The sequence below is a fragment of the Kitasatospora sp. NPDC058492 genome, assembly GCF_042720685.1.
GTDB lineage: Bacteria > Actinomycetota > Actinomycetes > Streptomycetales > Streptomycetaceae > Kitasatospora.
Genome location: NZ_JBHXMU010000025.1, coordinates 34,131 through 48,328, shown reverse-complemented (window position 1 = coordinate 48,328; position 14,198 = coordinate 34,131). Strand labels below are relative to the sequence as shown.

Below are 14,198 nucleotides of genomic sequence, written 5' to 3'. Positions count from 1 at the left end.
AGTCGGCATCGCCGACGGCCCGCAACGGCCGGGGCCCCGCGCCGGCCCGGCGCGGGCCGAATGCCCGGCACCGGAAGTCGGCGGCGCCGACTTCCCGCGTCCGCCTCCCCCGGATGGGCGCTGCTGTTCCGGCAACTGGCCGTCACGCGCGGGCCGCTGCTCCGCCTGCTCGGCTGGTCCGGGGTGGAGGCGCTGCCGCCGCTGCTGTCCGGGCTGTTCGTCTCGGCCGCCGTCGACCAGGGGTTCCTGGCCGGGCGGCCGGGGGCCGGGGTGGCCTGGCTGGCCGGGTTCGGCGCCGCGATGGCCGTCCGGGCCTACGCGGCGCGGGCCGGGTTCCCGCACCTGGCGGGGGTGGTGGAGCCGTTACGGGACGCCCTGGTCGAGCGGGTGGTCCACAGCGCGCTCGCCCGACCATCGGCGGATCCGGCCGAGGTCGCCCGGCTCACCGAACAGGTGGAGTCCGCACGGCAGTTGACCGCCACCCTGCTACGCACCCTGCGCGGCGTCGGGGTCACCCTGGTCGCCGCCCTGGTCGGCCTGGCGCTGCTGGCGCCCGCCGTCCTGCCGCTGGTCCTGCTGCCGCTGCTCGCCGCCGGGTTCCTCTTCTTCCGTCTGCTGCGCCCGCTGGTGGCGCGGCGGAGGGCGGTCGTGCTCGCCGAGGAGCAGCTGGCTGCCGAGGCGGGGCGGGCGCTGCACGGGTTGCGCGACGTGCAGGCCACGGGCACCCGGGAGCAGGTCGCCGAGGCGCTGACCGGGGCCGCCCGGGCGAGCGCCGCCGCCGCCCGCGCCCTGGGCCGGGCTTCGGCCCTGCGCGCGCTGGTCGTGGCCCTCGGCGGCCGGCTGCCCGTCCTGGCCGTCCTCGCCGCCGCGCCGTGGCTGCTCGCCCGCGAGGCCCTGACCCCCGGCGAACTGCTCGGCGTCGCGACCTATCTGCTGCAGCAACTCGACCCGGCGGTCAGGACGTTGGCGGGTACGGTCGGCGGCTGGCTGCTCAACCTCGCCGTCGTCCTGGACCGCCTGGCCGCCACCACGAGCGACCCCCCGGCGGACGCCGCCCCCGGCGCGCCGCCCGGGACAGCCCCGGGGCAGGAGCCGGAGGTGCGGGTCAGCGGGTTGGGGTTCGGGCACGGCGGGGCCGGGGCGCCGGTGCTGGAGGGCCTGGAGTTCGGGTTCGGGCCCGGGGAGCACGTGGCCGTGGTGGGGGTGAGCGGGGCGGGGAAGTCGACGCTGGCGGCCCTGCTGGCCGGGGTGCTGGCGCCGACGGGCGGGGCCGTGTCGGTGGGCGGGGTGCGGCCGGACGGGCTGGCGGGGGCGGCGCGGGCGCGGCTGGTGGCGCTGGTGCCGCAGGAGGCGTACGTGTTTCCGGGGCCGGTGCGGTCCAACCTGACCTGGCTCTCCCCGGAGGTCACGGAGGAGCAACTCGCCCGTGCCGTCAGCTTGCTGGGGGCCGATCGACTGGTCGCGCGGCTGGGCGGCCCGGAGGCCGTCCTGCGCGATCCGGGCGTGTTGTCGGGCGGGGAGCGGCAGTTGCTCGCGCTGGTGCGGACGTATCTGTCGCCGGCGCCGGTCGTGGTGCTGGACGAGGCGACCTGCCACCTGGACCCTCGTACGGAGGAGCGGGTCGAGCGGGCGTTCGCCGCCCGGCCCGGGACTCTCGTCGTGGTCGCGCACCGGATCAGCTCGGCCCTGCGCGCGGACCGGGTGCTGCTGCTGGACGGCGGGCGGGGGGTGCTCGCCCGGCACGGCGATCTTCAGGTGCTGTCCCCGCTGTACCGCGAGTTGGTCGGTCACTGGCTGGGTTCGACGGCAGGTCGCGCGTCATGATCTCGATAGGATCTCGTCCGTTCCGGCCGTTATGGTGGCCGGGGCACGGGCCGCGATCACCGGCTGTGGCGCGTACCGAGCGCCCGATCGGGGACCCGACCGCGCGCCGCCAAGCGCCGGCCGGGCGCCGATGACCTGCACCCTCCGCACGGAAAAGACGATTTCTGATGTCCGACACCCTCACCGACACCACCGGACCCACGGCCAACGGGACCGACGCCGACGAGAGCACCGCCTGGGACACCTCGTCGCACGGCCGGCACCGGGGCCGGTCCGCCGCCGACGACAAGCCCGAGGCCGACCCGCACGGCCGGCACCGCGCCGCGGCGGACCGGGGCTGAGCACACCCGCACCGGGAGGGCCCGTCGGGGGGAGCACCCCCCGGCGGGCCCTCGTCGCGTCCTGGGTCCTGGGTTCGGGGTCCTGGGTTCGGGGTCCCGGGTTCGGGGAGGGCGCGCGGCTCAGCGCCCCAGCGTCACGACCGTCCGCAGCGCCTCGCCGCTGCGCATCTGGGCGATCGCCTCGTTGACGTCCGACAGGTCGACGCGGTGGCTGATCATGCCGTCGAGGTCGATCCGCCCGGCCCGCCACAGGTCGACGACCAGGGCGATGGTGCGGGCCACCGGCGCCCCGCCGTAGAGCGAGGGCAGCAGGCGCTTCTCGTTGAAGAACAGCTCGCCCATGGTGAACTGCGCGAGGTCGTCCTGCGCGCCGGCGCCGATCACCACGACCGCGCCGCCGCGCCGGGCCGCGTCGTAGCCGGCCCGGACGGTGGCGGACCGGCCGACGGCCTCGAAGACGTAGTCGAAGCCGCCGCCGGGCAGGCCCTTCGCCGCCGCCTTGAGGTCCTCGGGGGCGATCGCCTCGGTCGCACCGAAGGCCAGTGCCCGCTCGCGGCGCGAGACGACCGGGTCGACGACGGTGATCCGGGCGGCGCCGCAGACCCGGGCGCCCTGCACGGCGGCGACCCCGACCCCGCCCGCGCCGATCACCGCGACGGAGGCGCCGGGTTCGACCCGGGCGGTGTTGACGGCGGCGCCGACGCCCGTGGTCACCCCGCAGCCGATCAGCGCGGCGGCCTCGTACGGCAGGTCGGCGGGCACCTTGATGACGGCGTCCGCGGCGACCACGACCTCCTCGGCGAACGCCCCGGTGCCGTAGAACCCGGAGGCCTCGACCGCCGCGCCGCCGTCCTCGAAGCGGAAGCCGGGCGCACCGAGCCGCCGCAGGCTGGCGATGCACAGGTGGCCGCGGCCCCGCTCGCAGTGCGCGCAGCGGCCGCAGGGCGCCATCCAGCAGAGCACCACGCGGTCGCCGGGGGCGAGGCCGGTCACGCCCTCACCGACCTCCACGACCTCCCCGGCCCCCTCGTGCCCGGGGACGAACGGCGCGGGCTGCGGCAGGACGCCGCTCATCGCCGAGAGGTCGGAGTGGCAGAGGCTGGCGGCGCGCATCCGGACCCGTACGGCGCCCGGCCCGAAGCCGACGGCCGTCACGTCCTCCCGGACGTCGAGGGTCTCCTGGCCGGTCTTGTGCAGGACGGCTGCGCGCATGGGGCTGCTCCCGGTGTGCCTCGTGTGCTCGGTTTCCACGGTCGGGCCCGATTCTGACACGGGCGACCCGACCCGACTAGAACACGTTCCAGGGCCGCTGTGGTCCACCCCTCTACCGTCGAGTAGGGTCCGGGTCGAACGCGTTCGCGCACGTCCCGAGCCCGAGGAGCACCGTCATGTCCGACCTGCTGGAGAGTGTCCGCCCGGCGGCCGAGGTGCTGGCGGCGTTCGAGGCGGCCACCGGGTTCATGCCGGTGGACGAGGGGCTGGCGCTGTACGCGGCGGCGGTGACGGCGGCGCGGCGCACCGGGCTGCCGCTGCTGGAGATCGGCACCTACTGCGGCCGCTCGGCGGTCCTGCTGGCGGCGGCCGCCCGGGAGGCCGGGACGACCGCGCTGACGGTGGACCACCACCGCGGCTCGGAGGAGCAGCAGCCCGGCTGGGAGTACCACGACCCGACGCTGGTGGACCCGGAGGTGGGGCTGATGGACACCCTGCCGCGGTTCCGCCGGACGCTGCACGCCGCCGGGCTGGAGGAGCACGTGGTGGCCTTGGTGGGCCGCTCGCCGCGGATCGCGGCGCTGTGGGGGCGGCCGCTGGCCCTGGTGTTCATCGACGGCGGGCACACCGACGAGCACGCGACCGGCGACTACGAGGGCTGGGCCCCTCACCTGGCGCCGGACGGGCTGCTGGTGGTGCACGACGTGTTCCCGGACCCGGCGGACGGCGGCCAGGCCCCGTACCGGGTGTACCTGCGGGCGCTGGCCGAGGGCTTCGAGGAGGTCTCGGTGACGGGCTCGCTGCGCGTCCTGCGCCGGACCGCCGCGAGCTAGCCGCCCGCCCCAGCCGCCCACCGCCCGATCCGCCGCCCGATCCGCCGAGCGGCCCCACAGCCCTGCACGGATGCTCTAACGTCGTGCCGGAGCTGTCGGGCGGAGGTTCGAACGGTACGGTGTCCGCGCAGCACCAGGCAGAGCATCGGCGGACGGTGGGGGCTAACGGTGGGGGCTAGCGGCACATGACGGACCAGCACAACACCGCTCCGGCAGTCTGGGACCCCACCGCGCGCGGCGGCGCGGGCGGCTGGGTGCGCGGCCCGCAGCGACCCGCCGAGCCCACCCCGGCGCAGCCCACCCCCGCTCAGCCCACCCCCGCTCAGCCCGCCGCCGGCGCCGTCGGGGACCAGGGCCCGCCGCTGGGCGCCCGCCCGTACCTGGCCGCCCCGCAGCCGCCGTCCGTGCCGCCGCCGGCGCCGTTCCCCTCCCGCGCGTCCGCGCAGACCCCGGGCCCCGGCTACGTGTCCGGCGAGGCCCCCGGCCCCGGCTACGTGTACCCGCCGCAGCCGCCCGCCGGCCCGCAGCAGCCCCCGTACGTCCCGTACCAGGGACAGCCCGACTACCCCGCCGCCTACCCCGCCGACCACCCCGTCGGCTACGAGGACCTGGACGACGAGGACCGCCCGAGCAACCGGAAGGCGCCGCTGCTGATCGGCTTCGCGCTGCTCCTGGTGGTGGCGGTCGGCGGCGGCCTGCTGGTGGCCGCCCGGAACAGCGGCGACAAGAAGGACCAGGCCTCGCCCGCCCCGCCGTCCGCCTCCGCGACGTCCACCGGGAACCCGTCGGCGGGCCCGGCGCCCACCGGTACGGACGCCGCGCCGAACGGCGCCACCGACCCGGCCTCGTCCGCCGCGGCGCCGTCCCCGACCGCGAGCGGTGCCGGCGCCAACGCCAAGACGCAGGCGCAGGCCCTGGACGGCCTGCTCACCGAGGGTGAGAGCGCGAAGGCCCCGATCGGCAGCGCGGTCGCCAAGGTGAGCAGCTGCCCGGCGAAGGCCGACATCGAGAGCGCGGCGCAGGTGTTCGACAACGGCGCCAAGCAGCGCGACGGACTGCTGCGCAAGCTCGCCGGGCTGAGCGCCTCCGACGTGCCGGGCGGCGCGGACGCGATGGCGTCGCTGAAGTCCGCCTGGCAGCTGTCGGCCGACATCGACCGGGCGTACGCGAACTGGGCGCGGGCGGTCGCCGGCCAGGGCTGCTCGGGCTCGGCCCCGAACACCGCCGACAAGAAGCGGGCCGACGAGCTCAACCCGCAGGCCACCCAGGCGAAGAAGGACTTCGCGGGCAAGTGGAAGCCGATCGCCGACACGTACGGCCTCACCCCGCGCACCCAGGACAGGATCTGATCCACCCGTGACCGGCCCGAACTCCCGCCCGCCCCGCCGTTCCACCCTGCTGCGCGCCACCACGGCAGTGGGCGCGGCCGTTCCGCTCTGCCTGGCGGGCTGGCTGGGCTGGCAGTCCCTCGGCCACTCCGCCGCGGTGGGCGGCACCGCCGCGCCGGCCACCTCCCCGGCCGGAACCGCCACACCGGGCACCGCCACACCGGAAGCCACCACCCCGGAAGCCACCGCACCGGGAACCACCACGCCGGGAACCCCCGCCCCAGCCCAGACGCCGAACACGCCCGCCCCGTCGGACACCCCGGTCTCCCCCACCGCGCTCACCGGCCGCACCATCCTGCTCGACCCCGGCCACAACCCCGGCAACTCCGCGCACACCGCCGAGATCAACCGCCTGGTCGACATCGGCAACTCCCGCAAGCAGTGCGACACCACCGGCACCGAGACCAACTCCGGCTACACCGAGGCCGAGTACGCCCTGGACGTCTCCCACCGGGCCCGCGCCATCCTGGCCGCCCGCGGCGCGACGGTGGTGCTGGCGCAGGACGGCGACCGCCCGTGGGGCCCCTGCATCGACGAGCGCGCCCGGGCCGGCGCCGACGCGCACGCCGACGTGGCGCTGTCGGTGCACGGGGACGGCGGTCCGGCGGGCGGCAGCGGGTTCCACGTGATCCTCCCGGCGAAGGTGGCGGCCGGGAAGGCGGACAACTCGGCGATCGTCGAGCCCTCGCGCCGGCTCGGCCTGCTGCTGCGCGAGCACTTCCGCGCCGCGACGGGCGAGCCGTACGCGGACTACACCGCGAGCGACGGCCTGGACACCCGCTCCGACCTGGGCGGCCTGAACCTGTCCACGGTGCCGAAGGTGTTCATCGAGTGCGGTAACATGCGCAACCCGGTGGACGCCAAACGGATGACGGATCCTCAGTGGCGGCAGCGGGCGGCCCAGGGGATCGCCGACGCGCTGACGGCGTATCTGACCACCCGGTAAGGGAGTTGGGCCGGGGCGGCGGACGGCGTGCGCGCCGCCCGGGTCGCGCCTTTGGCAACGACTTCGCCCCATTCCCGGTCCCGCCGTGCACCGGCGGTGCGGTTGGGCCTAGGCTTCTGGTCCGTTCGGGAGTTTCGGCCGGTCAGCCCGACCGCACGAACCGCCGTCCACGACACGTCAACGAGGGGAACGTTAGTGAATCTGCGCGCTCTCACCAGGGGAGACGCCGCCGTCGCCGGCGCGGCCGTCCTGCTCTTCATCGCCTCCTTCCTGCCCTACTGGACGGTGGACTGCACCGGCCGGTACTGCGGCGACACGTCGCAGAACGCGTGGAGCACCCAGTTGTTCCCCATCCTGCCGTCGATCTACCTGCTCGGCATCGCCGCCGCGGTGCTGATCCTGCTGCACCGCTTCCAGGGCGAGGCCGCGGCCGGGCGCCAGGTGCTCGGCCTGCGGCTGGACCAGTGGGGCATCGCCTTCGCCGTCGTCGCGCTGTGGACGGCGCTGTGGTCGCTGGGCGGCGGCCCGGCCGGCGGCAGCTTCGGGCACGGCTTCGGCGCCTGGCTCGGCCTCATCGCGCTGATCGTGCTGGCCGGTGCGGCCGCGGCCGCGCCGCTGGTGCCCGCGCTGAAGGCACCGCTGGTCGCCGACCGTCCGGCGGCCGTCCCCTACCAGGGCGGCTACCCGGCCCCGGGCCAGCCCGGCCAGCCGGCGCAGCCCGGCCAGTACGGCTACCCGGCCCCGGGCCAGGACCCGAACCAGGCCCCGGCGTACGGCGCCCAGCCCGGTGGCTACGGCTACCCGGCGGCCGGCCAGGCCCAGCCGGTGCAGGCCGGTCAGCCGCAGGACACGGCCGCCGCCCCGCAGCCCGTCCCGGCCGCGCAGCCGCAGCCGACCCCGGCCGCCCCGGCGGCCGACTTCGCACCGTTCTGGTTCGCCGTCCCGGCCCCGCGCTCGCTGGCGTCGAAGGACAACCCGGCGGGCGCCCCCGTCGGCGAGCTGGTGCCCGGCACCTGGTACCTGGCGGTCGAGCAGCGCGGCAGCGCGCTGGTCGCCCAGCTGCAGGACGGCACCGTCGGCCTGCTGGCCGACACCTCGGGCATCCAGCGCGGCTGACGCCCCCGCCAGTACGACGAAGGGGTGGGACCGGATCTCTCCGGCCCCACCCCTTCGCGTTGCCCGTACGGGCCTCAACCGTCGTACGGGCCTCAGCAGTCGTACGGGCCTCAGCCGTCCGTACCGGCATCGGCCACGGCTACGGGCCTCAGCAGCAGTCCTGGACCACCAGCCCGGCGGGCAGCTGCTCCCCGCCGAAGACCGCGACCGTCGCCGGGTCGCCGCCGAGCGCGGCGACCGCGAGCAGCAGTGCGCCGGCCGTCCAGGTGGTGCGCTCCTCCGGCCAGACGGCGTCGTCCTCGAAGACGTACCCGGTCCAGTAGGAGCCGTCCTCGTGCCGCAGGTGCTTCTGGATCCAGCGCAGGATCTCCACGGCGCGGTCGGAGCGGCCGATCGCCCAGAGCGCGAGGGCGAGTTCGGCGCTCTCGCCGCCGGTCACCCACGGGCGGTCGCTGACGCAGCGCACGCCGAGGCCGGGGACGACGAAGCGGTCCCAGTCCCGGTCGATCCGTTCCAGCGCCGCGTCGCCGCGCAGTCCGGTGCCGAGCACCGGGTAGTACCAGTCCATCGAGTAGCGGCCCTTGTCGAGGAACCGCTCGGGGTGGTGGGTGATGGCGTGCCCCAGCCGGCCGGCGGCGAGCTCCCAGTCGGGCTGCGGCTCCTCCAGGTACTCGGCGATGGCCAGCCCGCAGCGCAGCGCGTGCAGCATGCTGGACGAGCCGGTGAGCAGCGCCTCGTCGGTGGCGGTGCCGTCCTCGTCGAGGCGCCAGGCGATCGGGCCGCCGGGCAGCCGCTGGCCGACGATGAAGTCCAGGGCGCGCCGGACGACGGGCCAGATCCAGTCCAGGAAGGCGTCGTCGCCGGCGCTGAGGTGGTGGTGCCAGACGCCGACGGCCACGTAGGCGCAGAAGTTGGTCTCCTTGGCCCGGTCGGTGACGGCGCCGTCGGTGTAGGCGGCGTACCAGGAGCCGTCCGGGTTCTGGGTGGCGGCGAGCCAGCGGTAGGCGGCCTCGGCGGCGGCGTGCTCGCCGGCGGTGTCGAGGGCCATGGCGGCCTCGGTGTGGTCCCACGGGTCGAGGTGGTGGCCGGCGAACCAGGGTATGGCGCCGTCGGGGAGCTGTTCGGCCAGGATGCTGCGGACGGTGCCGGCGGCCTGCTCGGCGTCGAGCACCCCGTCGAGCAGCAGTGCCTCGGGGACGGCGGCGGTCATGCGTCCACGCGCCCGGGCTCGGTCCGCCGCGGCTTGGACGCGTAGGCGACGAAGCTCTTGCCGATGACCGGGTTGAGCGCCCGTTCGGCGGCCTTGGTGAGGGTGCTGATCACCGGGGTGCCGACGATGTCCCAGACCAGCAGCTGGTGGTAGGCCTTGACCGGCAGCGCCTTGTCGTTGTTCACGCCGACCGCGCACTTGATCCACCAGTACGGCGAGTGCAGCGCGTGCGCGTGGTGGGTGCCGTAGGGCTCCAGGCCGGCGTCCTTGAGCTTGCCGAGCAGTTCGTCGCCCCGGTAGATCCGGATGTGGCCGCCCTCGACCTCGTGGTACTCGTCGGACAGCGTCCAGCAGATCTTCTCGGGCAGCCAGCGCGGCACGGTGACGGCGAGCAGCCCACCCGGCTTGAGCACCCGGAACATCTCGTTGAGCACGCCCTTGTCGTCGGGTATGTGCTCCATCACCTCGGAGATGATGATCTTGTCGAAGTAGTCGTCCTCGAACGGCAGCGCCAGCGCGTTGCCCTCCATCGCGACCGCCGACGCGCCCTCCGGGGCCTCGCCGGCCTGCTCCATCGCGGCGAACCACTTCTGGACCTCGGCGATCTCCTCGGCGTTCTGGTCGAGGGCGATCACGTTGGCGCCGCGGCGGTAGCACTCGAACGCGTGCCGGCCCCCGCCGCAGCCCAGGTCGAGCACCCGGTCGCCGGGGGCGAGCGGGAAGCGCGAGAAATCGACGGTCAGCACTGCAGGGCTCCCATTCCTTTTGCTACCAAGCGGACTTGACGCCGCGTCAGTTCGATCCGCTACCGCTCCGCGCCGGGCGGCCGGGGCCGCCGGGCGGGCGCCGCGCAGGGCGGCCGGAGCGACTCAGGGCACGTACCGCCAGCCCGGCCCGGAGCGGGCCCGGGCGCCGGCCCCGGTGGCGATCGCCGCCCGGTAGGCGTCGGCGGTCAGCTCGGCGGCCCGCGCCCAGGTGAACCGGGCCAGCACCCGCTCCCGGCCGGCCGCGCCGAGCCGGGCGCGCAGCCGCGGGTCGTCCAGCAGCCGGCCGAGCGCCGCCGCCAGCCGGTCCGGCTCCCCCGGCGGCACGGCCAGGCAGGTCTCCCCGTCCGGCCCGGCCACCTCGGGGATCGCGCCGCCGGTGGTGGCGACCAGCGGGGTGCCGGTGGCCATCGCCTCGGCGGCGGGCAGCGAGAAGCCCTCGTACAGCGACGGCACGCAGGCCACCTCGGCCGAGCGGTAGAGGTCGACCAGCTCCTGGTCGGTCAGGCCGCTGCGGAACTCGATGTGGTCCGCCAGCCCGAAGCGGCGCACCGCCTCCGCCACCGGGCCGTCCTCCTTCTGCGGCTTGCCGACCACCACCAGGTGCGCGGGGCGCTCGGTGCGCACCTTCGCCAGCGCCTCGACCAGGAACACCAGGCCCTTGAGCGGGACGTCCGCGCTGGAGGTGGTGACGATCCGTCCGGGGACGCGGGCGATCTCCTCGGAGGGCGACCAGAGCCGGGTGTCGGCGCCGATCGGCACCACCGAGATCGCGCCCGGCGCGGCGCCCAGGTGCTCGGCGATCTCGCGCTGCGAGGTGCCGGAGACGGTGATCACGTGGTCCAGCCGGGCGGCGACCCGGCGCTGCATCCGGGTGAAGGCGTACCAGCGGCGCAGCGACAGCCGCTTGACCCGGGTGGTGGCCGCGTCCAGCTCCAACTGCCGGTCCACGGTGATCGGGTGATGGATCGTGGTGACCAGCGGGAAGCCGTGCCGGGCCAGGCCGAGCAGGCCGTAGCCGAGCGTCTGGTTGTCGTGCACCACGTCGTAGCGGCCCTTGTGCCGGGCCAGGTACTGGCGGGCGCGCAGCGAGAAGGTCAGCGGCTCGGGGAAGCCGCCGGTGCGCATGGTGGCGAACTCCAGCACGTCCACCGGACTGCGGAACTCGCCGCGGGCGGGCGTGCGGAACGGGTCCTCGGCGCGGTAGAGGTCCAGGCTGGGCAGCTCGACCAGGCGCACCGAACCGGGGCCGTCGACCTCGTCCAGCACCGGGTACGGCTGGGCACCGATCACGTCCACGTGGTGGCCGAGCCTGGCCAGCTCACGGGAGAGGTGGCGCACGTACACGCCCTGACCGCCGCAGAAGGGGTCCCCGCGGTACGACAGCAGGGCAATCCGCAGCGGCTGCGCGGTCATCCTCGGGCCCTCATCTCTAGCTGCTATTCCTGTGCTGCTGCTGTCTCTGCGTTGGCGACGGCGCTGCCGCCGGTCGCTAAAGTAGATCAGGTTTCAGTGGCTGTGGAACTCGTCATCGACCATGTGAACAATGAGAGACCTCGAAGATACCGGCCCGTAGCTTTCCCTCAGGAGCCAGGGCTGGTGATTCCCGCCACGCCGACCCTGCCGACCTTGTGGAGCACGCCGCCACCCACGCGCCCCGGGAGCACTCCTTGCCGCCGCCGACCACCTCTACGAGCCCCACCACCCCGCCCCCCGCGCAGCCGGGCGAGCCGCCGCTGACCGCCCGCCAGGCCGAACGCCGGCGCCGGATCCTGCGGGCCGCCACCGCCCTGGCCGCCCGCGGCGGGTACGAGGCGGTGCAGATGCGGGAGGTCGCGGAGACCGCGCAGGTCGCCCTCGGCACGCTCTACCGGTACTTCCCGTCCAAGGTGCACCTGCTGGTCGCGGTCATGCTGGAGCAGTTGCAGGGCCTCCAGGAGCACATCCGGCGCCACCCGCCGACCGACCCCGAACCGGCCCCGCGCGTCGCCGACACGCTCACCCGCGCCTTCCACGCACTCCAGCGCGAACCGCTGCTCGCCGAGGCGATGGTCCGGGCGCTGTCCTTCGCGGACCGCTCCGTCGGCGCCGAGGTGGACCAGGTCAGCACCGCCACCGGCCAGCTCATCCTGGACGCCATCGGCCAGTCCGGGCCACCCAGTGAGAGCCAGCGCGCGGCCGTCCGGGTGATCGAGCACACCTGGCACTCCGCCCTGGTCGCCTGGCTCTCCGGCCGCGCCTCGATCGCCGAGGTCCGGGCCGACCTGCACACCGCGGCCCGGCTGCTCACCCTGCCCTGACCCCGCCCTGACTGGAACCTGTTCCTGCCCGGGCAGGAGGGGCCGGCCGCCCCCGGCGGTTAGAGTCGACGGACAGCACAACTTCATCCCGTCCCTCCCCCGGGGGAAGCCGGTGCGAATCCGGCGCTGACCCCGCAACCGTGAGCCCGGCCCCCGCGACGGCCCGGGCGAGTCGGACCGCCCGTGGAGGGGCGAGCGGCCAGCCCGGGCCCGCCACGCGCACCGCCCGGCACCGTCGAGGACTACGGAACGGCCCCGCCGGGCCACCACCGCTCACCGAAAGGCACACCTCCACCATGCTCACCGCCGCCCGCCTGGGCGCCGCCGCCCTGTCCGCCGCACTCCTCGCCGGCGCCACCGCCGGACCGGCCCTCGCCGACAGCCCCGCGCCCACCCCCGCCGCCGTCCCCGACGGCCTCTACGGCAAGGGCGACCCGACGTACGACGGCGTCTGGCGGCAGTCCCTCGCGCTCACCGCGCTCGCGGCGGCCAAAACCACCCCGGCCGACTCCGCCGTCGGCTGGCTCACCGGACAGCAGTGCGAGGACGGCGGCTGGCCCTCCTTCCGGGCCGCCGGCGCCGCCTGCGACCCCAAGACCGAGGACAGCAACGCCACCGCCGTCGCCGTCCAGGCCCTCGTCGCCCTCGGCGGGCACCAGGAAGCCGTCGACAAGGGCGTCCAGTGGCTCAAGGCCACCCAGAACGCCGACGGCAGCTGGCCCTACAACCCCGGCAGCCCCGGCGACGCCAACTCCACCGGCCTCGCCGTGAACGCCCTCTTCGCCGCCAGGACCGACCCGGCCGGCGTCGCCAGGACGGGCAAGAGCGCCTTCGACGGGCTCGCCCTCTTCCAGCTCGGCTGCGCCGCCCCCGCCGACCAGCGCGGCGCCTTCGCCTACCAGCCCGACCCGTCCTCCGGTGCGCTCGCCCCCAACGCCCTCGCCAGCGCCCAGGCCTCGCTCGCCGCCGCCGGCGGCCACCTCCCGGTCGCCACCACCGCCCGCACCGACGCCGCCCCCAAGGCCCTCGGCTGCGACTCCGCCGCCACCTCCGCCACGGCCGCTCCGGTCGCGCACGCCGACTCCGGCGAGGCCGCCGGGGCGTACCTCACCGCCCAGCTCGCCGCGGGCGGCAACCACCTCACCCTCACCACCCCCGGCGCCGCCCCCACCCCCGACTACAACGCCACCGCCTGGGCCGCCCTCGGCCTCATCCAGAGCGGCCACCCCCAGCAGGCCACCGGCGCCGTCGACTGGCTCGCAAAGGAAGGCGCCGGCTGGACCAAGGACGGCACCGACGCCGCCGCCACCGCCAGCCTCCTGCTCGTCACCCAGGCCGCCCAGCGCGACACCGCCCCGCTGACCGCCCAGCTCACCGCCCTCGGCCCGGCACCCAAGGCCACCGCCAGCCCCGCACCGACGACGGCGGCGTCCAAGAAGGACGACGGCATCGGCCAGTACTGGCCGATCATCGTCGGCCTCCTCATCGGCCTCGGCGGCGGCCTCCTCCTCAGCCTCCAGCGCAAGCGCGGCCAGAGGCTGTGACACCCCGCCCGGTCCGCCTGGCCCGCCGCGTTCTCGTCCCGCTGCTCGGTGCGGTGCTCCTGCTGGTCGCGGGGGCCCCGGCGGAGGCGGCGACGGGGTACCGGTACTGGTCGTTCTGGCGCGGGGCCGACGCCGGGTGGCTGTACCAGCAGCAGGGGCCGGCCGTCGCCGTGCCGCCGGACGGGGCCGTCGACGGGTGGCGGTTCGCGGTGAGTCCGGACGGCGGGCAGCAGGCCGCGCAGCCCCGGGCGGCGGGCGACTTCGCCGCCCTCTGCGCGGACACGCCCGCGCAGGCGGGCCGCAAGCGGGTCGCCGTCGTGCTGGACTTCGGCACCGCCGCCGACTCCGGCTCGGGCTCGGGCTCGGGTTCCGGTTCGGGCTCGGGTTCGGGCTCCGGCTCCGGCTCCGGCTCCACCGAGGCTCCGCCCGAGCAGCGGAGCGCGTGCGCCAGCGTCGTCTCGAACGCCACCTCGGCCGAGGTGCTGGCCGCCGTCGCCCCGCCGCTGCGCTACGACGCCAACGGCCTGCTCTGCGCCATCGCGGGCTTCCCGAAGGCCGGGTGCGCCGACCAGCTCGGGTCGGCTGCCAAGCCGGCCGGCCCGTCCGGCGGCGGCGGCTCGGACTCCGGCCCGGACGTCGGCCTGATCGCCGGTGGCGCGCTGATCGCCGTGCTGGCCGGCGGTGCCGTCTGGCAGGCGCGCCGCCGCCGCACCTCCTGAC

Annotated in this window: 13 protein-coding genes and 1 riboswitch; of the genes, 9 read left to right on the top strand and 4 right to left on the bottom strand. The window is 75.8% G+C overall.

All coding sequences use genetic code 11. From position 1 onward, the window contains the following. The first annotated feature begins 60 nt into the window (after positions 1-60). Complete coding sequence (locus ACFWPI_RS18430; RefSeq protein WP_380370547.1) at positions 61-1,824, top strand: ATP-binding cassette domain-containing protein; 1,764 nt, start codon at positions 61-63, stop codon at positions 1,822-1,824. A 167-nt stretch (positions 1,825-1,991) separates the two neighbouring features. After that, a complete protein-coding gene (locus tag ACFWPI_RS18425; protein ID WP_380370544.1) occupies positions 1,992-2,165 on the top strand; it encodes a hypothetical protein in 174 nt (57 codons plus the stop codon). A 120-nt stretch (positions 2,166-2,285) separates the two neighbouring features. Here ACFWPI_RS18425 and ACFWPI_RS18420 read toward each other — a convergent pair whose 3' ends face one another. Then, entirely contained in the window at positions 2,286-3,377 is a 1,092-nt protein-coding gene (locus tag ACFWPI_RS18420; protein WP_380370542.1) for an alcohol dehydrogenase catalytic domain-containing protein, read from the bottom strand. A gap of 176 nt (positions 3,378-3,553) precedes the next feature. Between ACFWPI_RS18420 and ACFWPI_RS18415 the strand changes: the two genes are divergently transcribed. The 4 genes from ACFWPI_RS18415 to ACFWPI_RS18400 all read left to right on the top strand — a co-directional run bounded on the left by ACFWPI_RS18415 (position 3,554) and on the right by ACFWPI_RS18400 (position 7,660). Further along, on the top strand, positions 3,554-4,210 hold the full coding sequence (locus ACFWPI_RS18415) for a class I SAM-dependent methyltransferase (protein ID WP_380370540.1): 657 nt from the start codon (positions 3,554-3,556) through the stop codon (positions 4,208-4,210). 185 nt (positions 4,211-4,395) lie between these two features. After that, entirely contained in the window at positions 4,396-5,559 is a 1,164-nt protein-coding gene (locus tag ACFWPI_RS18410) for a hypothetical protein (protein ID WP_380370537.1), read from the top strand. A gap of 7 nt (positions 5,560-5,566) precedes the next feature. Further along, a complete protein-coding gene (locus ACFWPI_RS18405) occupies positions 5,567-6,544 on the top strand; it encodes an N-acetylmuramoyl-L-alanine amidase (protein ID WP_380370534.1) in 978 nt (325 codons plus the stop codon). Positions 6,545-6,739: 195 nt separating this feature from the next. Next, the gene (locus ACFWPI_RS18400; RefSeq protein WP_380337482.1) at positions 6,740-7,660 is read left to right on the top strand and encodes a hypothetical protein; all 921 of its coding nucleotides are present in this window, start codon (positions 6,740-6,742) and stop codon (positions 7,658-7,660) included. A 148-nt stretch (positions 7,661-7,808) separates the two neighbouring features. Here the strand turns inward: ACFWPI_RS18400 and ACFWPI_RS18395 are convergent, their stop codons facing one another. The 3 genes from ACFWPI_RS18395 to ACFWPI_RS18385 form a co-directional block, all read right to left on the bottom strand. Next, complete coding sequence (locus ACFWPI_RS18395) at positions 7,809-8,870, bottom strand: hypothetical protein (RefSeq protein WP_063347384.1); 1,062 nt, start codon at positions 8,868-8,870, stop codon at positions 7,809-7,811. Beyond that, positions 8,867-9,616: a methyltransferase domain-containing protein gene (locus tag ACFWPI_RS18390; RefSeq protein ID WP_363372252.1), complete on the bottom strand. Its 750-nt coding sequence runs from the start codon at positions 9,614-9,616 to the stop codon at positions 8,867-8,869. Before ACFWPI_RS18390 ends, ACFWPI_RS18395 begins: the two co-directional genes overlap by 4 nt. 123 nt (positions 9,617-9,739) lie before the next feature. Next, complete coding sequence (locus ACFWPI_RS18385) at positions 9,740-11,050, bottom strand: glycosyltransferase family 4 protein (protein WP_079135554.1); 1,311 nt, start codon at positions 11,048-11,050, stop codon at positions 9,740-9,742. Between the two features lie 215 nt (positions 11,051-11,265). Here ACFWPI_RS18385 and ACFWPI_RS18380 point away from each other — a divergent pair, with 215 nt between their 5' ends. The 3 genes from ACFWPI_RS18380 to ACFWPI_RS18370 all read left to right on the top strand — a co-directional run bounded on the left by ACFWPI_RS18380 (position 11,266) and on the right by ACFWPI_RS18370 (position 14,197). Next, positions 11,266-11,934, top strand: a complete 669-nt coding sequence (locus ACFWPI_RS18380) for a TetR family transcriptional regulator (protein WP_380370529.1) — start codon at positions 11,266-11,268, stop codon at positions 11,932-11,934. A 103-nt stretch (positions 11,935-12,037) separates the two neighbouring features. Then, positions 12,038-12,113: riboswitch (cobalamin riboswitch) on the top strand. Positions 12,114-12,230: 117 nt separating this feature from the next. Then, the gene (locus ACFWPI_RS18375; protein ID WP_380370526.1) at positions 12,231-13,478 is read left to right on the top strand and encodes a prenyltransferase/squalene oxidase repeat-containing protein; all 1,248 of its coding nucleotides are present in this window, start codon (positions 12,231-12,233) and stop codon (positions 13,476-13,478) included. Further along, positions 13,475-14,197 carry an SCO2322 family protein gene (locus ACFWPI_RS18370; protein ID WP_380370524.1) on the top strand — a complete coding sequence of 241 codons (723 nt, stop codon included), beginning with the start codon at positions 13,475-13,477 and terminating at the stop codon, positions 14,195-14,197. Before ACFWPI_RS18375 ends, ACFWPI_RS18370 begins: the two co-directional genes overlap by 4 nt. Position 14,198: the final 1 nt, after the last annotated feature.